At 66.5% G+C, this 20,039-nt stretch carries 19 protein-coding genes and 1 pseudogene; 8 read left to right on the top strand and 12 right to left on the bottom strand.

Going from position 1 to position 20,039, the window contains the following annotated elements; translation table 11 throughout:
• Nucleotides 1-14: 14 nt before the first annotated feature.
• The 3 genes from G6N27_RS24915 to G6N27_RS24905 form a co-directional block, all read right to left on the bottom strand.
• Nucleotides 15-611, bottom strand: a complete 597-nt coding sequence (locus G6N27_RS24915; protein ID WP_232065194.1) for a vitamin K epoxide reductase family protein — start codon at nt 609-611, stop codon at nt 15-17.
• 41 nt (nt 612-652) lie between these two features.
• Nucleotides 653-1,420, bottom strand: coding sequence for a DsbA family protein (locus tag G6N27_RS24910; RefSeq protein WP_163781101.1), 768 nt, complete (start codon nt 1,418-1,420; stop codon nt 653-655).
• 99 nt (nt 1,421-1,519) lie between these two features.
• Nucleotides 1,520-2,626, bottom strand: coding sequence for an alpha/beta hydrolase (locus G6N27_RS24905; RefSeq protein ID WP_163781099.1), 1,107 nt, complete (start codon nt 2,624-2,626; stop codon nt 1,520-1,522).
• Here G6N27_RS24905 and G6N27_RS24900 point away from each other — a divergent pair.
• Together G6N27_RS24900 and G6N27_RS24895 are read left to right on the top strand one after the other, a co-directional pair.
• Nucleotides 2,625-3,467, top strand: coding sequence for an aldo/keto reductase (locus tag G6N27_RS24900; RefSeq protein WP_163781097.1), 843 nt, complete (start codon nt 2,625-2,627; stop codon nt 3,465-3,467). The genes G6N27_RS24905 and G6N27_RS24900 overlap by 2 nt on opposite strands.
• Nucleotides 3,468-3,470: 3 nt before the next feature.
• Nucleotides 3,471-4,316, top strand: a complete 846-nt coding sequence (locus G6N27_RS24895) for an aldo/keto reductase (RefSeq protein ID WP_163781095.1) — start codon at nt 3,471-3,473, stop codon at nt 4,314-4,316.
• Nucleotides 4,317-4,320: 4 nt separating this feature from the next.
• Here the strand turns inward: G6N27_RS24895 and G6N27_RS24890 are convergent, their stop codons facing one another.
• The 3 genes from G6N27_RS24890 to G6N27_RS24880 are packed head-to-tail and all read right to left on the bottom strand — an operon-like array spanning nt 4,321 to nt 8,941.
• Nucleotides 4,321-5,034: an HNH endonuclease family protein gene (locus tag G6N27_RS24890; RefSeq protein WP_163781094.1), complete on the bottom strand. Its 714-nt coding sequence runs from the start codon at nt 5,032-5,034 to the stop codon at nt 4,321-4,323.
• Nucleotides 5,031-7,253: an ATP-dependent DNA helicase RecG gene (gene recG / locus G6N27_RS24885; RefSeq protein WP_163781092.1), complete on the bottom strand. Its 2,223-nt coding sequence runs from the start codon at nt 7,251-7,253 to the stop codon at nt 5,031-5,033. Before recG ends, G6N27_RS24890 begins: the two co-directional genes overlap by 4 nt.
• Before the next feature lie 2 nt (nt 7,254-7,255).
• Nucleotides 7,256-8,941, bottom strand: coding sequence for a DAK2 domain-containing protein (locus tag G6N27_RS24880; RefSeq protein WP_163782326.1), 1,686 nt, complete (start codon nt 8,939-8,941; stop codon nt 7,256-7,258).
• 197 nt (nt 8,942-9,138) lie between these two features.
• Here G6N27_RS24880 and rpmB point away from each other — a divergent pair, with 197 nt between their 5' ends.
• Together rpmB and G6N27_RS24870 are read left to right on the top strand one after the other, a co-directional pair.
• Complete coding sequence (gene rpmB, locus G6N27_RS24875; RefSeq protein ID WP_163781090.1) at nt 9,139-9,333, top strand: 50S ribosomal protein L28; 195 nt, start codon at nt 9,139-9,141, stop codon at nt 9,331-9,333.
• 144 nt (nt 9,334-9,477) lie between these two features.
• The gene (locus G6N27_RS24870) at nt 9,478-9,993 is read left to right on the top strand and encodes a hypothetical protein (protein WP_163781088.1); all 516 of its coding nucleotides are present in this window, start codon (nt 9,478-9,480) and stop codon (nt 9,991-9,993) included.
• A gap of 4 nt (nt 9,994-9,997) precedes the next feature.
• On the opposite strand, the gene G6N27_RS24865 is transcribed toward G6N27_RS24870, so the two are convergent.
• Both G6N27_RS24865 and G6N27_RS24860 read right to left on the bottom strand, forming a co-directional pair.
• Nucleotides 9,998-10,681, bottom strand: a complete 684-nt coding sequence (locus G6N27_RS24865; protein ID WP_163781086.1) for a uracil-DNA glycosylase — start codon at nt 10,679-10,681, stop codon at nt 9,998-10,000.
• Nucleotides 10,682-10,702: 21 nt separating this feature from the next.
• Nucleotides 10,703-11,686 (bottom strand): thiamine-phosphate kinase, encoded by a 984-nt coding sequence (locus G6N27_RS24860; RefSeq protein ID WP_264072561.1) that lies wholly within the window; start codon nt 11,684-11,686, stop codon nt 10,703-10,705.
• Nucleotides 11,687-11,762: 76 nt separating this feature from the next.
• Here G6N27_RS24860 and G6N27_RS24855 point away from each other — a divergent pair, with 76 nt between their 5' ends.
• Nucleotides 11,763-12,284 (top strand): DUF3515 domain-containing protein, encoded by a 522-nt coding sequence (locus G6N27_RS24855; RefSeq protein WP_163781083.1) that lies wholly within the window; start codon nt 11,763-11,765, stop codon nt 12,282-12,284.
• Here the strand turns inward: G6N27_RS24855 and G6N27_RS24850 are convergent.
• Nucleotides 12,281-13,414, bottom strand: a complete 1,134-nt coding sequence (locus G6N27_RS24850; protein ID WP_163781081.1) for a D-alanine--D-alanine ligase family protein — start codon at nt 13,412-13,414, stop codon at nt 12,281-12,283. The two genes, G6N27_RS24855 and G6N27_RS24850, sit on opposite strands and share 4 nt — an antisense overlap.
• Nucleotides 13,415-13,459: 45 nt before the next feature.
• The gene (locus tag G6N27_RS24845) at nt 13,460-14,461 is read right to left on the bottom strand and encodes an NAD(P)H-dependent glycerol-3-phosphate dehydrogenase (RefSeq protein WP_163781079.1); all 1,002 of its coding nucleotides are present in this window, start codon (nt 14,459-14,461) and stop codon (nt 13,460-13,462) included.
• 163 nt (nt 14,462-14,624) lie between these two features.
• Between G6N27_RS24845 and cofC the strand changes: the two genes are divergently transcribed.
• The 3 genes and pseudogenes from cofC to mutT1 all read left to right on the top strand — a co-directional run bounded on the left by cofC (nt 14,625) and on the right by mutT1 (nt 18,544).
• Nucleotides 14,625-15,290 carry a 2-phospho-L-lactate guanylyltransferase gene (cofC, locus tag G6N27_RS24840; protein WP_163781078.1) on the top strand — a complete coding sequence of 222 codons (666 nt, stop codon included), beginning with the start codon at nt 14,625-14,627 and terminating at the stop codon, nt 15,288-15,290.
• 65 nt (nt 15,291-15,355) lie between these two features.
• Nucleotides 15,356-17,558: pseudogene (locus tag G6N27_RS24835) on the top strand (RNA degradosome polyphosphate kinase).
• A gap of 65 nt (nt 17,559-17,623) precedes the next feature.
• A complete protein-coding gene (mutT1, locus tag G6N27_RS24830; RefSeq protein WP_163781073.1) occupies nt 17,624-18,544 on the top strand; it encodes an 8-oxo-(d)GTP phosphatase MutT1 in 921 nt (306 codons plus the stop codon).
• Between the two features lie 72 nt (nt 18,545-18,616).
• On the opposite strand, the gene G6N27_RS24825 is transcribed toward mutT1, so the two are convergent.
• Together G6N27_RS24825 and leuD are read right to left on the bottom strand one after the other, a co-directional pair.
• Nucleotides 18,617-19,228, bottom strand: coding sequence for an HU family DNA-binding protein (locus G6N27_RS24825; protein WP_163781071.1), 612 nt, complete (start codon nt 19,226-19,228; stop codon nt 18,617-18,619).
• Nucleotides 19,229-19,428: 200 nt separating this feature from the next.
• Nucleotides 19,429-20,025: a 3-isopropylmalate dehydratase small subunit gene (leuD, locus tag G6N27_RS24820; protein ID WP_163781070.1), complete on the bottom strand. Its 597-nt coding sequence runs from the start codon at nt 20,023-20,025 to the stop codon at nt 19,429-19,431.
• Between the last annotated feature and the right edge of the window lie 14 nt (nt 20,026-20,039).

Here is a 20,039-nt window from a genome sequence, read left to right as displayed (position 1 = left end):
GATGGGCAGATTGTTCAGATCAGCGTCGACCAGTAGTCCCAGAACCGGGCCACAATCATCAAAAAGACAGCGGTAAACCACAGCGTCGCAATCGACCACCGCCAATGGTGGATCTCGCGCGCGACGACGTTACCGCGCGTCGCATCGGTCGGCCCGAACGCGATCGAGGCCACCACCACCAGCAACGACACGGTCACCACCCACACCACCATGCAATAGGGGCACAACGCCCCGATGCGGTAGAGGCTCTGGAAGATCAGCCAGTGCACGAACCCGGCGCCGGCCAGCGTCCCCAGCGTCATGCCGACCCAATACCACTGCGGCAGGCGGACTTTCGTCACTGCCAGTAAGCCTGTGACAGTCACGACGCTGAACGCGGCGATGCCGATCAGCGGGTTGGGGAATCCCAGTACCGATGCCTGCGGCGTTTTCATCACAGAGCCGCACGACAGGATCGGGTTCAGGTTGCACGACGGCACGTAGTACGGATTGAGCAGAAGCTGGATCTTCTCGACGGTCAGGGTGCCCGAGGCAACCAACCCGACGACCCCGGCGATCAACACCCACCACGCGCTGGCCGGCGATACCCGCGGGCCTTCCGACCGCGGTATCGAATCCTCTACCGGTTCATCAGGTTTGGCTGTCGTTGTGGTCACGACGCCGCGGGGGTCGCAGCCGACTCGAGCCCGGGCACGTCCCCGACGATCTCTTTGATCTTGGCCACGAACGCATCCGGCGTCGACCACTGGTAGTCCTGGCCGTTGATGCGGACTGTCGGGGTGGCGTGGATACCGGCGGCGGTCGCCAAACCGTTGACCATCGGCATGTACTTGCCGTCCTTGATGCACTGCGGGACCTTGCCCACCACGCCGGCCTCGCGGGCGAGTTCGGTCAGCTTCGCGTTGTCCGGGAACGTCGTGCCGGTCTCGGACGGCTGAATGTCCGCGGTGTAGAGCGCGGTGTGGAAACGCCGGAACGCGTCGATCGACTCGTCGGCCACGCAGTAGGCGGCGTTGCCGGCCCGCGCCGAGTACTCATCATTGGACGGGCGGCTGAGCAACGCCGTCATGTAGTAGTCGGCGGCGATGGCGCCGCTGTCGATCATCTTCGACACCGTCGGCCCGAACCCGCGCTCGAAATTCCCGCACGCCGGGCAGAGGAAGTCTTCGTAGAACGACACGACGGCCTTGGGATCCTTGCTGCCGTCTTTGGTGACGAGTTTGCTCGTCGTCACCCGGATCGCGCGCTGCGCGGTGCTCGACGTCTTCTTGTCGTGCGAGATCACGATGTAGCCGACGAGGACGACGGCGAAGATCACCACGACGGAGGTCAGGCCGATTCGGACCAACAGGTCGCGTCGGCGCCCGGCGGCGTTCAGGTCGTAGGCCGGGCGTTTTGATTTGGCGGCTTTGTCGCCCATGGGCTCACTCACACTCCGTTATGCGATAGACGGTTTGGCTGTCCGACCGCGGAGCAGTCGGCGATAGCGCCTAAGCCTACCGGCGTCGTTGCCCGCTGCTCAGACGCGGCTGAGGTGAGCGCGCAGCGCCGAAATCAGCTCGGTGGTGGCCACCGCGCTGCCGCCACCGAGCGGGAACAGGCTGGCGAACCCGTGCGTCAGCGCACCGAACGTGCGCAAGTCAACCGGGGTTCCGGCCTCGCGCAGCGCCGCCGCGTAGAGATTGCCCTCGTCGCGCAGCGGGTCGAAGCCTGCCGTCGCGACCAGCGCGGGCGGCAAGCCCGACAGCGAGCCGGCCAGCAGCGGCGACACCCGCGGATCGGCGGGGTCGACACCGGAGCCACCCAGATACTGCTCGGTGAAAAAGTCGATGTCTGCCTTGGTGAGCAGGAAGCCGTCGGCGAACAGGCTCAGCGATCTGGTCTTGGCGGTGAAGTCGGTGCGCGGATAGATCAGCCACTGCAACACCGGCGCCGGGCCGCCTTCGTCGCGCGCCCGCTGCGACACCACGGCGGCCAGGTTCCCGCCGGCACTGTCACCGCCGACGGCGACTTTGCCCGGGATCGCGCCGAGGTCGGCGGCGTGCTCGTATGCCCATTGGAACGCCGCATAGGCGTCGTCGGCTGCGGCCGGCGCCGCATGCTCGGGAGCCAGCCGGTAATCGATCGACAGCACGTGAACGTCGGCGTCGCGGCAGGTCAGCCGGCACAGCGGGTCGTGGGTGTCCAGATCGCCGATGACCCATCCGCCGCCGTGGTAGAAGACGACCAACGGCGCCGGAGCCGACGTCGCCGGGTGATAGTGCCGGGTCCGGATCGGTCCGGCGGGCCCCGGTATCGACACCTCGTTCACACCGACGTGAATCTGCGGCCCGGCGAACCCATTGGTCATCTCGCGCAAGCTGGCTCGCGAGACGGCGACATCCCCGTCCAGCACCAGGCCGTTGAGACCGAACGCGCGCAACCCGGACAGCGCCAGCTGCAAGGTGGGGTCCAGCGTGTTGCCGTCGATGATCACCGACCGGCCGCCCGACAGCAGCCGTTTGGCCCCGGTCGGCACCCAGGGAATCACCTTGAGACCGACGCTGGTGGCGAGGCTCTGCAGGCGTTCGGACAGGCGACCGGCCTTGAGCTGCTGATCCGGTAGGCCTGGCAGACTTCGTGTCATGGCTAGTTCCTTGAGTCCCTCGGTCCCACTGAACGACGGTAATTCCATCCCCGCGGTCGGATTCGGCGTATTCAAGATTCCGCCCGCGGACACCGAGCAGGCGGTGAGCACTGCGTTGCAGGCCGGTTACCGCCATATCGACACCGCGGCGATGTACGGCAACGAACGCGAAACCGGTCGCGCGGTCTCCGAATCCGGCCTGCCCCGCGACGAACTCTACTTGGTGACCAAACTGTGGAATGCCGACCAGGGCTACGACAGCACGCTGCGTGCCTTCGACGCCAGCATGGACCGGTTGGGCATCGATTATCTGGACCTTTATCTCGTGCACTGGCCGGTGCCCTCGCTGAATAAATTCGTCGACACCTTCAAGGCGTTCGCCCACCTGCGCGACCAGGGTCGGATCCGGTCCATCGGGGTCAGCAACTTCGAACCCGAGCACCTCGAGACGCTCATCGACGCCACCGGCATCGTTCCTGCCGTCAACCAGGTCGAGCTGCACCCGCGACTGGCGCAAACCAAGCTGCGCGAGATGCACGCCCGGCTGGGCATCGCGACGGAGGCGTGGGGTCCGCTGGGTCAGGGATCACTGCTCAGCGATCCCGCCGTTACCGCCGTCGCCGACCGCGTCGGCCGAACCCCAGCACAGGTGCTGATCCGGTGGCATATCCAACTCGGTAATATCGTCATCCCTAAGTCGGTAAACCCTCAGCGGATCGCGAGCAACTTCGATGTGTTCGATTTCGAACTCAGCGATGTCGACATGGCGTCGATCTCGTCGCTCGACGACGGAAACCGGCTCGGGCCAGATCCACGAACCTTCGAATTCACAGGCAGGTAGAAGATGACGGGCGGCTCCAACCTTTCGGTCCCCTCCATCGCGCTCAACGACGAGAACACGATGCCGGTCATCGGGCTCGGTGTCGCCGAACTGTCGGACGACGAAACCGAGCGCGCGGTATCCGCAGCGTTGGAGATCGGCTATCGGCTGATCGATACCGCCTCGGTCTACGGCAACGAGGCCGCCGTCGGCCGCGCGATCGCCGCCTCCGGCATTCCCCGCGCCGAGCTGTTCGTCACCACCAAGGTGGCAAACGCCGACCAGGGCTTCCAAACCTCGCAGGACGCCTGCAAGGTCAGTCTGGAAAAGCTGGGCCTGGACTACGTGGACCTCTACCTCGTGCACTGGCCGGCGGCGGCGCTGGGCAAGTACGTCGATGCTTTCGGGGCGCTGATTCAGCTGCGTCACAACGGCTTCGCCCGCTCGATCGGGGTGTGCAACTTCACCGAGGAGCACATCTCCAACGTCATCGACCTGACCTTCGTCACCCCTGCGGTCAACCAGATCGAGCTGCATCCGCTGCTCAACCAGGCCGAGCTGCGCGCGGTCAACGCCGAGCACAACATTGTCACCGAGGCCTACAGCCCGCTGGCAGTGGGTCGGCTGCTGGACAATCCGACCGTGACGTCGATCGCCGGCGAGTACGACCGCACGCCCGCGCAGGTGCTGATCCGGTGGAGCACCCAGCTGGGCAACGTGGTGATCCCGCGATCGGCCAACCCCGAGCGCATCGCCGACAACTTCAACGTCCTTGATTTTGAATTGGCCGCCGAGCACATGGAAGCGCTCAACGAGCTCAACGACGGCACCCGGGTGCGCGAGGATCCGCTGACCTACACCGGGGTCTGACCCGCTAGCCCGCCGGGCATGTTGCCGCGGCTTGGCGCAGCACGTTGCTCGACACCACGTCGACGGGAAGTTGGTAGCCGCGGGTCACCGCGATGAACTGCATGGCGTACTGGCAGTGAAACGCGGTGTTGGGCGGCATCCATAGGCCCGGTTGCGAGTCGCTCTTGTCCTCGTTGGCCTGCCCCGACACCGCCAGCAGGTTGGCCGGGTCGTTGGCGAACCGGATCCGCTCGGCAACCGGCCAGTCGTAGGCTCCCAGGTCCCAGGCCAGCGCCAGCGGCACGATGTGGTCGATCTGGACCGCCTCGCCGACCTTCGCGCCACGGTGAAACTCGATGACGGCGCTGGTGTAGGGGTCGTGCAGGGTTCCGGTCTCGACCGCATCGGGGCAATGTTTGGTGAACACGTAGGTCTTGTCGGTCAGGTCGCGGTTGAGGATGTCGTCGCGGGTATCGCAGCCGTTGTGCCCGCCGGGCGCATCGGTGTCGTCGGTCCAGGCGTCGCCGAACGCCGCGCGCCGGTAGTCGTAGCGGTGGATCCGCAGCGGCACCACGGCGATTCCGGCCAGCGGGTCGGCCCCGGGCTGCAGCGTCGGGACGTCGGCCCGCGCCTCGAACTCGCGGTCGCGCTCGCCCGCGGAGGTGACCACGACCTGGTAGGCAACCAGCACGGCGAGCACGGCCAGCGCCGAGAGCCACAGCAGTGTTCGGCGGGTCATGACTTGTCCAGAAAGTCGATGCGCTCGTTACCGGTGAATTGCGCTGCCAACAGCGCCAATCCGGCGTGCATGGCCTGTTGCTCATAGGCCTGTTCGCAAAACTCCCGGGCCGCTTCGATGACTTCGCGATGGTCGATCAACGACAGCAGTTGTAGCGTGATCGCGCGCCCGGATTGGCTGCGTCCCAGGACATCTCCTTCACGGCGCTCCTGCAGATCCAGGTCGGCCAGCTCGAACCCGTCCAGGGTTCCGGCGACGGCACTCAGTCGCTGCCCCGCCCGCGACTGCGGCGCCACCGAACTGGCCAGCAGACAGATGCTCGCGTGTTCGCCGCGGCCGATGCGGCCACGCAGCTGGTGTAGCTGGCTGATGCCGAACCGGTCGGCATCCATCACCAGCATCACGGTGGCGTTCGGGACGTCAACGCCGACTTCGATGACGGTGGTGCACACCAGCACGTGGATCTCGCGGGCGCGAAAGGCAGCCATCACGGTGTCTTTCTCCTCGGCGGTGAGCCGCCCGTGCATCAGGCCCAAGCGGAGACCGGCCAACTGGTCACGGCTCAGCCGCGCGTAGAGCTCTTCGACTGTCGCCGAGGGTCTTTCATCCTTGTCGGTCGAACCGGTGCTGTCGCTGTCGTCGATCCTCGGCGCGACCACATAGGCCTGGCGGCCTTCGCCGACTTCTTCGATGATCCGATGCCACGCCCGGTCCAACCACGCCGGTTTGTCCTTGACGAAGACAGCGGTGGTGGTGATCGGCTGACGCCCGCGGGGAAGTTCGCGCAGCGTCGACGTCTCCAGATCCCCGTAGACCGTCAATGCCACAGTCCGCGGTATCGGCGTGGCCGTCATCACCAGCAGGTGCGGCGTGACCCCGGCAGGTGCCTTGGCGCGCAACTGGTCTCGCTGCTCAACCCCGAACCGATGCTGCTCGTCGACCACCACCATGCCGAGTCGGTCGAACTCGACCGCATCCTGCAGCAGCGCGTGGGTCCCGACGACGATGCCCACTTCGCCACCGGTGATTTCGGCGCGGACGTGTTTCTTCTGGGCCGGCGACATCGACCCGGTCAGCAGCGCGACCCGGGTGGCGCGCTCGGCCCCGCCGAGCTGCCCGCCCATCGCAAGCGGCCCGAGCACGTCGTTGATCGATCGAAGATGCTGTGCAGCAAGCACTTCCGTCGGCGCGAGCATGGCGCATTGGTAACCGGCGTCGACCATCTGCAGCATCGCCAGCACCGCGAGGATCGTCTTGCCCGATCCCACTTCGCCTTGCAGGAGCCGGTTCATCGGCCTGCTCGCGCCGATCTCCGTGGACAGCACGTTCAGCACCTCGCGCTGGCCCGCCGTCAGCTCGAAGGGCAGGCGGCCCAGCAGCTCGTGCTGCAGACCATCGGAAGTCGCCGGCGCCGCCGGCCCGGATTGCGAGAGCTCGCCGTGGCGTCGACTCACCAGCGCCCACTGCAAACCGACGGCCTCGTCGAACGTCAGCCGCTCACGCGCGCGACGCCGCTCGGCGCCGTCTTCAGCCAGATGGATGGCGCGCAACGCCTTGTCTTCGGAGACCAGATTGTGCTTGGCGCATAGTGTTTCGGGCAATGGATCAGCCACCGGGTCGAGCATCTCGATCACCTGACGCACGCAGGCGAAGATGTCCCAGCTCTGCACTTTCGCGCTGGCCGGGTAGATCGGGTAGAAGCTGCGCTCGAACGCCTCCTGCAGCACTTCGCCGCTCACCGCCTGTGAGGCGTCGGCGATCATCTTCAGCGACCGGCTGCCGCGGTTTCGCCCGGCCGGGCCGTCGAGCACCAGGAAGTCGGGGTGGGTCAGTTGCATGGCGCCGCGGAAGTAGCCAACTTCGCCGGACAACATGACGCGGGTGCCCTTGCTCAACTGGTCGGTGATCCACTTCTTGGGATGAAAGAAGGTCGCGGTGACCTTGCCCCGCCCGGAGCCGAGCGTCACGCGAAACAGCTTGTCCTTCGGCCGGTTTTTGATCGACAGCAGTGCCGTGTCGGTGATCTCGTCGACGAGCGTGACGTGCTCGCCGTCGGGCGGACGCTCGTCGTCGAGGCCGCGCACTGTGGCGCCTTCGACGTAGCTGCGGGGATAGTGCCGCAGCAGGTCGTCGACGGTGCGGATGCCGAAGAACTCGTCGAGCGGGCCGGCCGACTTGGCGCCGATGACGTGATCGAGGCGGTCGCTCAGCGCCACCATCGCTACTCGACCCCGATCAGCAGGGCGTCGCCGCGATGCCCGGTGCGATAGGTGATCAGCTCGGTGCCCGGATGTTGGTCATGCACATGGGCGTGCAGCCGCGACTCGACGAAGTCCGCGTCGACACGCGCACCAACGAGCACCGTCACAAGCTCGCCGCCGGCGACCAGGAACAGGTCGATCAGACCGGTGGCCGCCGTCGCGACGTCGGGTGCCACGATCAGTATCTCGTCGCCGGCGATACCCAGCCCGTCGCCCGGTTCGCAGGTACCCGCCCAGGTCAGCGCCGTCTCGGCCGCAACACGCACCGAACCATGCCGAGCGCTGCCCGCCGCCTGCGCCATGGTGTACCCGTCGTCGACGGCCTGTCGGCCCGGTTCGTGGACCGCGAGCGCGGCCAGGCCCTGGACCATCGAGCCCGCCGGCAAGGGCACCACGTCGATGCCCCAACCGATGGCCGCGGTGCAGCCGGCCACCAGCTCCTCGGCGGCGACGAAACCGTTGGGCAACACCATGACCTGCGCCGCGCCGGTGTCGACGACGGCGCGCAGCAACTGCTGAGCGGTGATCACGGTCGCCGGGTCGTCGTCGAACGACTCGGGCCGCAGCACGCAGGCGCCCTCCTCACCGAATAACTCGGCGGCGCCGTCGCCGTCAACGACGGCGAGTACGGCGCGCTCCCGGGTCCAGCTCCCCGGCGGCAGCCCACCGGTGCCGCTGGTCAGCGCGGAGATCTGGATGCGCCGCGGATGACCGATCTCCAGGCCCGCCTCGACCGCGGCCCCGGCGTCGTCGGTGTGCACGTGCACCGAGTAACCCCCGACCACCCCGGACGTCGCGATGGCCACCGATTCACCGAGCTCGTCGAGGCGCTCCCGTAGCGACTCGGCGCCCTCGGCGTCGCACCCGCCCAACAGGTACATCACCTCGAACTGTGGGCCCGGCGGGTAGGCGACAGGTGCGGCGGTCGACGGTTGTCGGGGGGCCGGCTCGTACACCTTGCGGCTGGGCGCCTGCCCGGTGACCGTCGAGCGCAGCGCGTCGAGCAGCACCAGCAGACCGCGGCCGCCGGCGTCGACAACACCGGCCTCTCCCAGCACGTCCAGCTGCTCGGGGGTCTTTTCCAGGGCGACCACGGCCGCATCACCGGCAGCGATGACCGCCTCGGGCAGCGTCGCGCCGGCGCCGACGGCCTGCTCGACCGCGTCACCGGCGGCTTTGAGCACCGAGACGATGGTGCCGCGCACCTCCTCGCCGCCCATCGAGGCCACCACGAGGTCGACACCGCGATGCAGCGCCGTGCCGAGCAGCCCTGCGCCGATGTCTTCCAGCCCGCCGCCGGAGTCGTCGGCGGCATGAGCCGTGACGTCAGCGATGCCCCGCAGGATCTGGGACAGAATCACCCCGGAGTTGCCCCGCGCGCCGTGCAGCGCGCCCGCTGACAGGGCCGATGCGACCTTGACGACGTCGGAGGACTTGGCTTGGGCGTTGGCCTCGGCCAGCGCCGATCGCATGGTGAACAGCATGTTGACGCCGGTGTCGGAGTCGGCCACCGGGAACACGTTGAGACGGTTGATCTCGTCGATGTGGGTGATCAGGTCACCGACGGCGGTGTGCGCCCAGTCGCGCAAGGCCGAGCCATCCAGCAGACGACCCGGTTCAACCAGCCCCGACCCCACCTGGCCCACTCCCACCTGTTGAGGCACCTCGCGGCGCCGCCAGCGATGGGCGCCAGCCTATCCACTGGGGGTGACGGCACAGCTCACGAGGCGGCTCGCGAGTGTTGATCGTTTTGGCAGTTCCGGCCTGTGACGGCTATCCTTACCAGGTCGCCGGGCCACCCGCGACCCGGTCGTTGGCCCCAGAGCTTTGAGGAGTTTCACGTATGGCTGCCGTCTGCGATATCTGCGGCAAGGGCCCCGGCTTCGGCAAGTCGGTGTCACACTCCCACCGTCGGACCAGCCGCCGCTGGGACCCGAACATCCAGAGCGTGCGCGTCGCCGACCGTCCCGGCGGCAACAAGCACCGCGTCAACGCGTGCACGTCGTGCATCAAGGCCGGCAAGGTCGCCCGCGGCTAGCTCCGCACGCACATTCCCGCTGTCGCCGCGCTTTGGGGCGCCGCCATGCCGCAGGCTGCTATTTCCGGAGATCACCGATCACGCTGACGACGTCTGGCAGTACATTCAGCGTTCAGTACGAGCGGAGGTCCAGCGATGTCGCCGATGTCATCGAAATCGTTCATCGTCACCGCCGCGGTGGTTGCCGCCGCCGTAACGGCGACGACCGGCCCGGCGGGATCACCGACAGCGGCCGCCGCCCCGCCAGGGTTTCCGGACGTGAACACCTTCACCCCGGTCGACTCGAAGCTCTACACCATCAGCAAACCCGACAGCACGTTCATCGGATTCGTCACCGCGCGCGGCGTGTCCTGCACCTGGGCCTACAGCTCGGACCCGAATGCGCACGGCCCCGTCGAATGCAACGGCAACATCATGGGAATTCCGGATTCCGCCCCCGACGGCGGCAGCAGCGGCTGCGCGTCGGCCAAGTCGGATGCGCCGATCACCAAACATGGCGGTGCCTGTCCGCCGTTCAGCAGTTCACTCGCGACGCTCAACGGTGGCCAGAAACTCACAGCCGTGAATGTCACGTGCGTTGTCGGGGTCGACGGCCTGACCGCGTGCATCGACGGCGACCACGGCCTCGTCCTGCAGTCGTCCGGAAGTTGGACCTTCTGAGCCGCTACGGCAGTCGCCAGTCGATCGGTTCGGCATTCATCTGAGCCAGCAGTTCGTTGGCACGGCCGAACGGGCGCGATCCGAAGAATCCCCGCGACGCCGACAGCGGCGAGGGATGGGGGGATTCGATTGACACGCAGTGACTTCCGGTCAGCATCGGCTTGAGCGTCGACGCGTCGCGGCCCCACAGGATGGCGACCATCGGCTGCCCGCGGCCCACCAGAGCGCGAATTGCGCACTCCGTCACCGCCTCCCAGCCCTTACCGCGATGGGATGCCGGGTTGCCGGGCCGAACGGTCAGCACCCGGTTCAGCAGGAGCACGCCGCGCTGGGCCCAGGGCGTGAGGTCGCCGCACGCCGGCTTCGGGTAGCCCAGGTCGCTGGCGTATTCGGCGAAGATGTTCTCCAGGCTGCGCGGCAGCGGACGCACATCGGCGGCCACTGAGAAGCTCAGGCCGACGGCGTGGCCAGGCGTCGGGTACGGGTCCTGGCCGACGATCAGCACACGCACCTGATCGAAGGGAAACGTGAAGGCGCGCAACACGTTTTCACCAGCCGGCACGTAGCCGCGGCCGGAGCCGAGCTCGGCACGCAGGAATTGGCCCATGGCGGCGACCTGCTCCTCGACGGGCTGTAACGCGGTCGCCCAGCCGTCGTCGATGAGCTCGCGTAGCGGCCGCGCGGTCACGCCGTATCCTTCATCACCCGGCTACCCTAGCGATCCGTCACCGGGCGTCCCGAACGACTGCCATCCCGCGTAACCGCGCCACTCCGCGCCGTCGACGAGCACCCTGCCCGGACCGTCGACCACGTGCCCGATTTCGCGCCAGCCCGCGGGCAGCGGACCGGGGAACGCGGCGACCAGGGCATGGTCCTCTCCCCCGCCGAGCACCCACGTCAACGCATCGACGCCCACAGCCTGGGCGGCGCCGAGCAACAACCGGCAATCGGCATCCAGCGCCTCGGTGCTCACATCGATGCCGACCCCGGACGCCTCGGCGACGTGCCGCAGGTCGGCCACCAGTCCATCCGACACGTCGATCATCGCCTGGGCACCGGCTTCGGCCGCCGCGCGGCCCTGGCCGTAGGGCGGCTGAGGCACCAGGTGACGCTGCCGGAATTCACTGAACCGATCAATACCGCTGTGCCACAACGCATATCCCGCTGCCGAGTAGCCGAGTTGTCCGGTCACGGCGATCCGCGAACCCGGCTGCGCCCCGGACCTGAGCACCGGCGCCCGGCCGGCCAGATCGCCGAGCACCGTCACCGACACCACCCAGTGCGGACTGGCGACCAGGTCGCCCCCGACGATCGCGGCGCCGAATCTTGCGGCCTCCGACCACATCCCGTCAGCCAGCGCGTCGACCTGTGCGGCCGGTGTGTCGGCCGGCGCACCGAACCCGACGACGAACGCCGTCGCGGTCGCACCCATCGCTTCGATGTCGGCGGCGTTCTGCGCCACCGCCTTACGGCCGACATCATGCGGTGTCGACCAGTCGAGACGAAAATGCCTGCCCTCGACGAGCATGTCCGTCGACACCGCCACCCGGCCGTCTGCGGCCCACACCACGGCGGCGTCGTCACCGGGTCCGACAGCGACACCGGCGGACTCGGGCCGAGCCCGCGTGATACGGCCGATCATCCCGAACTCGCCGACCTCAGCGAGCGTGCGATCGGATTCGCCGCTGTCCACGCCACCTCCTTGCCGATCGCCGGTCTTCGGTCAACGGTAGGTTCTAGTGCGCCGAGTTCGAGCAGAGGGTGAGGTAATGACCGACTCCGACGGTCCGCCACGGGCGGTACTGATCACAGCGCTGGTGGTGGCGATCGGTGCCCTCGGCGTCGTGTTGGCGATCGCGACAACCCGTCACCACGCGAATCCGGTTGTCGTCGCAGCGGTCCCGGCGCCTCATGCGCAGGATCCCGCGTGCGGGGCGCTGGTGGAAGCGTTGCCGCAGCGACTCGGTGACTACACCCGGGCCGCATTGGTGCAACCTGCGCCCGTCGGCGCCGCGGCCTGGCGGCCCGCAGGTGCCGCAGACCCCGTGGTGTTGCGGTGTGGCCTGGAACGTCCGGCCGACTTCGTCGTCGGGTCCGCGACACAGATGGTCGACCGGGTGCAGTGGTTCGAGGTCAGCCAGGATCAGCGATCCACCTGGTACGCGGTCGACCGGCCGGTCTACGTCGCGCTCACCTTGCCGCGGGGTTCGGGACCGACACCGATCCAGCAACTCTCCGAGATAATCGACCGGATCATGCGGGCACAGCCGCCGGACCCGCTACGCAACTAACGCAGACCCGTCCCGCGTGCGATCGCCGTGTCGACCATGGTCGACAGCAGGGTCTGGTAGTCGACCCCGCTCGCCGCCCACATCCGCGGGTACATCGAGATGGTGGTGAAACCGGGCATCGTATTCACCTCGTTGATCAGCGGACCATCTTCGGTGAGGAAGAAGTCCACCCGCGCCAGACCCCGGCCGTCGATCGCTCTGAATGATTGAATTGCCAAGTCGCGCAACGCATCGCTGACATCGTCGTCGATCTTGGCGGGCACGTCGAGTTCGGCGGCGTCATCAAGGTACTTGGTCGCAAAATCGTAGAAGGCGTCCTCGCGACCACGGATCCCGGCCACCCGGATCTCACCGATGGTGCTGGCTTGCACTGTGCCGTCCGGGAATTCGAGGACGCCACATTCCAACTCGCGGCCCACGATCGCCGCCTCGACGATCACTTTCGGGTCGTGCCGACGGGCGTACTCGATGGCGGCGGGCAGCTCGTGCCAGTCGGCCACCCGGCTGACTCCGATCGACGACCCCCCACGCGCGGGTTTGACGAATACCGGAAGACCAAGCCGGGCACGCTGATCGGCGCCGAGATCCGACTCCGACGCCCGCAGCACCGCATATTCGCCGATCGGCAACCCCTCGGCTACCAGCAGCTTCTTGGTGAATTCTTTGTCCATTCCGGCCGCGCTGGCCAACACGCCCGCGCCGACGTAGGGCACGCCGGCAAGCTCGAGCAGACCCTGGATCGTGCCGTCTTCGCCGTACGGCCCGTGCAGAACCGGGAAGACCACGTCGACCGACGTCAGCACCTCGGCTCCGCCGGGCGACAGTGACACCAGTTGGCCGGCCCGACGCGGATCAGCGGTCAACGCCAACTCCGTGCCTGACGCGAGGGTCACGCTCGGCAGCTGCCGATTGGCAATCGCCAGTGCGTCGGGGTCACCGTCGGTGAGCACCCACGAACCGTCCGGGGTGATGCCGACCGCGACCACCTCGAACCGCGCGGGATCCAGGTTGCGCAGGATGCTGCCCGCCGAGACGCACGAAATGGCGTGCTCGTTGCTGCGTCCACCGAAGACGACAGCGACCCGCACACACCGCTGATCGGGCGCGTCGGAGGGCGGGCGGGCGTTCACAACCTAGAGAGGCTACCGGCTGGCGCAGCGGTGCTGGTTACAAGCTCATTCCGGCTTGGTGCTGCGTCCCAGGAGCAGAGCCATCGCTTGATCCACGGACAGCCCCTTGTGGCAAACCCGGTGCACCGCCTCGGTCAGCGGCATCTCGACGTCGTAACTCGATGCCAACGCCAGCACCGACTCGCACGACGTCACCCCTTCGACGACGTGGCCGTCGCGTGCGCGCATCGCGGACTCCAGCGTCGCGCCCCGGCCCAGAGATTCACCGAAGGTGCGGTTACGCGACCGGGGCGAGGTGCAGGTGGCCACCAGATCGCCGACCCCGGCAAGTCCGGCCAGCGTCGCGCCCTTTGCGCCGAGCGCCATGCCGAGCCGCATGATCTCGGCCAAACCGCGGGTGATGATCGCCGCCGCGGTGTTCTCCCCCAGGCCCACCCCGGCTGCCATCCCGCAGGCCAACGCGATGACGTTCTTACACGCACCGCCGATCTCCGTACCGATGACGTCGGCGTTGGTGTAGGGCCGGAAGTATCCGGCGTTCAGCATGCGCTGGACCGCAACTGCGCGGCCCGAATCGCTGCAGGCGATGACGGTGGCAGCGGGTTGCCCGGCGGTGATCTCGCTGGCGAGGTTCGGCCCGGAGATCACCGCGACCTGCGACGAATCGACACCCGTCACGTCGACGATGACCTGGCTCATCCGCATCAGCGTGCCAAGTTCGATGCCTTTGGCGGCGCTGACCAACGTTGCTCCGGCGGCGAACAGACCGTTCCACTGCTCGAGGTTGCTCCGCATCGTCTGCGCGGGCACAGCCAGCAGGACCGTTGTGACCCCGCTCAGCGCTTCCTGTGGATCGGGGGTCGCCGTGATGCCTGCGGGCAGCGCCGCGCCCGGCAGGTAGTCCGGGTTGTGTCGAGTGGTGTTGATCTCCGTGGCGAGCTCGGGTCGTCGCGCCCACAGCCTCACCTCGCCGCCGGCATCGGCGAGCAGCTTGGCCAGCGCCGAACCCCATGCGCCGGCCCCCATCACTGCTATCGCGCTCGACATGGCTGGCTGGGCCTCCGTCCGGTGGATGTGCGCTGTGTGCTCGGCAACCAAACTAGCCCAGCGACGAGGCACATCACGCAGCGATGTGCTTCGGAGCCGGGCAACTAACTCAAGCCCAGCGATCAAATCGAACCCCACTGATCGGCACTGGCAGGATGGGCTCATGAGCGGCAGTAGAGCCGACGGGCATGCAGATGTCGGCGTGATCGTCGCGGTCAAGCGGTTGGCGGCCGCCAAGACTCGGCTGGCGCCGCTGTTCTCCGCGCCGATGCGGGAAAGTGTGGTGCTGGCGATGCTGGTCGACACTCTCACGGCGGCAGCGAGGGTGAGCGCGGTTCGCCGCATCACCGTCGTCACGCCCGACGACGTCGCGGCCGCGGCAGCGCTCGAACTCGGCGCCGAGGTATTTCCCGATCCGACGCCCGACGGCGATCCCGACCCACTGAACAACGCGATCAATGCCGCTGAGCGGGCGGTGTCCGAGTCGGTCGCGAATATCGTTGTGTTGCAAGGTGATCTGCCCGCGGTTCAGACGCACCAGCTCGACGAGGCGATCGCCGCGGCGCGCCAGAACAAGCGGAGCTTCGTCGCGGACCGCATCGGCACGGGCACCGCGCTTCTGTGTGCGTTCGGAACCGCACTGGATCCGCGATTCGGGCCAAATTCCTCGGCGCAACACAGACTTTCGGGTGCAATCGAACTCACCGGCGCATGGCCCGGATTGCGCTGCGACATCGACACACCCGACGACTTGGCTGTCGCGCAAGCCCTCGGGATGGGACCGGCGACCAGTCGCGCGGTCGCAGCGCTGGCCTCCCGGCCGCGGTAACGAGGGGTAAACAGCTTCACAACGGCAAATGGATGCGTGCCAGTCGGTAGCAGCACACCCCACCGATGAGGAATGATCGCAAGGGTGACCGATATTGAAGCGCCGGACGCGGCGATCGCCGACGAGACGCGCTCGTGGCAGTCCGCCGATTCAGCTCCGGGAGCGCCGCCCGCCACCACAGCGACCGCGGTCGACAACCCGCTTCCCGAGGACCGCTATCTCAATCGAGAGCTGAGTTGGCTGGACTTCAACTCCCGCGTCCTGGCCTTAGCCGAGGACGCCTCGCTGCCGCTGCTGGAGCGGGCGAAGTTCCTGGCGATCTTCGCCTCCAACCTCGACGAGTTCTATATGGTCCGCGTCGCCGGCTTGAAGCGGCGGGACGAGATGGGTTTGTCGGTGCGTTCCGCGGACGGCCTGACGCCGCGCGAACAATTACGCCGCATCGGCGAGCAGACGCAGAAGATCGCCACTCGGCATGCGGAGGTCTTTCTCAATTCTGTGGAGCCGGGTCTGGCCGAAGAAAACATTCACATCGTCACGTGGGCCGATCTGGACCAGGCCGAGCGTGACCGGCTGTCGACGTATTTCACCGAGCAGGTCTTCCCCGTCCTCACGCCGCTGGCGGTAGATCCCGCTCACCCGTTCCCGTTCGTCAGCGGCCTGAGCCTGAACCTCGCGGTCACCGTCCGGCAGCCCGACGACGGCGGTCAGCATTTCGCCCGGGTCAAGGTGCCCGACAACGTCGATCGTTTCGTCGAGTTGGACACCCGAGACGGGGCGGACGGCTCGGGCGGCAAGCCCGAGGTCCGCTTCCTGCCGATGGAGGAGCTCATCGCGGCCTTCCTCACGGCGCTGTTCCCGGGCATGGAAATCGTTGAGCACCACGCCTTCCGCATCACTCGCAACGCTGATTTCGAGGTCGACGAAGATCGCGACGAGGACCTGCTGCAGGCGCTGGAGCGCGAGCTGGCCCGGCGCAGGTTCGGGTCGCCGGTGCGCCTCGAGGTGGCCGACGACATGACCGAGCACATGCTCGAGCTGCTGCTGCGGGAACTCGACGTGCACCCTGGCGACGTCATCCAAGTGCCTGGGCTGCTTGATCTTTCGTCGCTGTGGCAGATCTACGGCGTCGATCGACCGGGATTGAAAGATCCTGCTTTCGTTCCCGCGACCAGCCCCGCATTCGCCGACCGCGAGTCGCCGAAGAGCATTTTCGCGACGTTGCGCGAGGGTGACGTTCTGGTGCACCATCCCTACGACTCGTTCTCGACGAGCACGCAACGCTTCATCGAGTTGGCCGCCGCCGACCCCAACGTGCTGGCGATCAAGCAGACGCTGTACCGCACCTCCGGTGATTCACCGATCGTGCGGGCGCTGATCGAAGCCGCCGCAGCGGGAAAGCAAGTCGTCGCGCTGGTCGAAATCAAGGCCCGGTTCGACGAACAAGCCAACATCAAGTGGGCACGAGCACTCGAGCAAGCCGGCGTGCACGTGGCCTACGGACTGGTCGGCCTGAAAACGCACTGCAAGACATGTCTGGTGGTACGACGCGAAGGGTCGACGATCCGGCGTTACTGCCACATCGGGACCGGTAACTACAACAGCAAGACCGCTCGGCTGTATGAAGACCTCGGCCTGCTGACCGCCGACCCCGACATCGGCGCCGATCTCACCGATCTGTTCAACACGTTGACGGGATATTCGCGCAAGGTCTCCTACCGCAACCTCTTGGTGGCACCGCACGGGATTCGTGTCGGCATCGTCGAACGCGTCAACCGGGAGATCGCCGCGCATCAGGAACGTGGCAACGGGCATATCCGGCTGAAGATGAACTCCCTGGTCGACGAGCAGGTCATCGACGCGCTCTACCGTGCGTCGCAAGCCGGCGTTCGCATCGAGGTCGTGGTGCGCGGAATCTGTGCACTGCGGCCCGGGGTCGAGGGCTTCTCCGAAAACATCACCGTGCGATCAATTCTCGGACAGTATCTGGAGCACTCGCGGATCTTCAATTTCCGCGCGATCAACGAATTCTGGATCGGCAGTGCCGACATGATGCACCGCAATCTCGATCGGCGCGTCGAGGTATTGGTTCAGGTCAAGGACCCTCGACTGACTGCGCAAATGAACGACATCCTCGATTCGGCGTTGGATCCCGCCACACGTTGCTGGGAACTGGGGTCGGACGGGCAATGGACGGCGTTGCCGAAGGCCGGTCATACGGTTCGCGACCACCAGGTGTCGTTGATGGACCAGCACCGCAGTTCCTGACAGGCTTAGCCCCGACCTGCTGGCTGATCGGCCTACGGGTCCCGAATTGACCTGCAGGAGTTCAGGTGTCGACACAGTCCGCGGCAAGCAAGATCGTCTACGCGGCGGGTGCTGTGCTGTGGCGGCCCGGGCACCGCGAATCCGCCGCGGAGGTCGCGGTCATCCATCGCCCGCGCTACGACGACTGGTCGCTGCCCAAGGGCAAAGTCGATCCCGGCGAGACCGAGCCGGTGACAGCAGTGCGCGAGGTACTTGAAGAGACCGGGCATCACGTACAACTCGGACGCCGAATAGCGACGGTGAGCTATCCGATCGAGCCACGTACGAAGAAGGTGCAGTACTGGTCGGCACGTAGCATCGGCGGCAGTTTCGCTCCCAACAATGAGGTCGACGACCTCGTCTGGCTGGCGGTGCCCGCCGCGCTCAAGAAGGTGTCTTACGCCTATGACCGAAAGATCTTGCGACGCTGGGCCAAGCATCCGGCCGACACCCAGTCGGTTCTGATAGTCCGGCACGGCACAGCCGGCAGCAAGTCGCGATTCTCCGGCGACGACAAGATTCGACCGCTGGACAAGAAGGGCAGGGCCCAGGCCGAGGCGCTCGTCACCCAACTGACGACCTTCGGTCCCACCGATGTGTACGCCGCCGATCGCTTGCGATGCCACCAGACCGTGGAGCCACTGGCCGAAGAACTGGGCGCGCTCATCGGCAACGAGCCGTCGTTGACCGAAGAGGCCTACGCCGACAACCCGAAACGCGCTCGACGGCGGGTACTGCAGATTGCCGAGTCACATCGAACGCCGGTGATCTGTACGCAGGGCAAGGTGATTCCGGACCTCATCGCCTGGTGGTGCGAACGCGACGGGGTGCGCCCGGACAAGTCACGTAACCGAAAAGGCAGCACCTGGGTGCTGTCGCTAGTCGACGGCCACCTCATCGCGGCCGATCACATCGGCAGCGCTCTGGCCGCCAACGTAGCGACATAGCACGCAAATTCGCCGCGGGGGGCTCGTGAGAGCCGGCCCCGCGGCGAATTCAGCTTGCGATGTGTCGAACGCCTACCGGCGGCCGCGACGGGCGGTGGCCTTCTTGGCCGGAGCCTTCTTGGCCGGAGCCCGCTTGGTTGCGGCCTTCTTCGCCGGAGCCTTCTTCACGGCCGCCTTGGTAACCCGCTTGGTCGTGGTCTTCTTGGCCGGAGCCTTCTTCACCGCGGCCTTCTTGACGGGCGCCTTCTTGACGACCTTCTTGACGGCTGCCTTCTTGGCCGGAGCCTTCTTCACAGCGGTCTTCTTGGCGGCGGTCTTCTTCGCGGGCGCCTTCTTGGCCGCCTTCTTGGCACCACCGCTTGCGACAACACCACGCTTCACTGCTGGTCCTTCCGCCGGGAGACGCTGCGCGCCAGCGACAACCGCTTTGAATTGTGCGCCAGGCCGGAAGGCCGGCACGGAGGTTGGCTTAACCTTCACCGTCTCGCCAGTGCGCGGGTTACGGGCTACTCGGGCCGCGCGACGCCGCTGTTCGAAAACGCCGAACCCGGTAATGGTGACGCTCTCGCCCTTGTGCACTGCCCGCACAATCGTGTCGACAACATTCTCGACGGCGGCGGTTGCCGACCGACGGTCCGAGCCCAATTTATCTGTCAGTGCATCAATGAGCTCTGCTTTGTTCATGCAAATCCTCCGAAGCTAGTGGTCCTCGTTTGGACCGACTAGCAGACACGGTAAACCCTCAAGTGCCTGATTTCCAAGAGCCACGCGCAATTTCAATGGTTCCTGGCGAACTTTTTAGGAATCCGGTTGCCGCGCTTGGGAGGTGGCGGCGCCGCCAAATACGGCCCTGTGTGGCCCGAAATTCGGGCTCGCCCGAGCCGCTAAGAAGTGGGCAGCGTCGTCGGTTTCCAGTCCGGCCTGGACCCCTCGAAGATTTCGATCTCGTCCCGTTTACGCAGCGTAAGGGCTATATCGTCGAGTCCCTCTTGCAGACGCCACGCGGTGTAATCGTCAATCTTGAACGGCACCACCACCGTTCCCGCCGTGACATTCCGATCTTGAAGATTGACAGTGATTTCCAGCCCCGGGCTGCCCTCGATGAGCTTCCATAAAAGTTCGACATCATCTTGAGCAACTTCGGCCGCCAGCAGCCCGGCCTTCCCCGCATTGCCGCGGAAAATGTCGCCGAACCGCGACGAGATCACCACTCGGAAGCCGTAGTCCATGAGCGCCCACACCGCATGCTCGCGTGAGGATCCGGTGCCGAAATCGGGTCCGGCAACCAGTACCGAGCCCCTGTCGAATGGACTGAGATTGAGCACGAAAGACGGTTCGGTTCGCCAGGATGCGAACAATCCGTCCTCGAAACCTGTTCGGGTCACACGCTTCAAATAGACCGCAGGAATGATCTGATCGGTGTCGACATTCGACCGCCGCAGCGGTACGCCGATGCCGGTGTGGGTGTGGAAAGCGTCCATTCGAGTTCTTCCTC

Origin of the sequence: Mycobacterium cookii, assembly GCF_010727945.1 — a bacterium.
GTDB classification, from domain to species: Bacteria; Actinomycetota; Actinomycetes; order Mycobacteriales; family Mycobacteriaceae; genus Mycobacterium; species Mycobacterium cookii.
The sequence above is the reverse complement of the archived record's forward strand: the minus strand, read 5'-3'. Positions and strand labels throughout refer to the sequence as shown.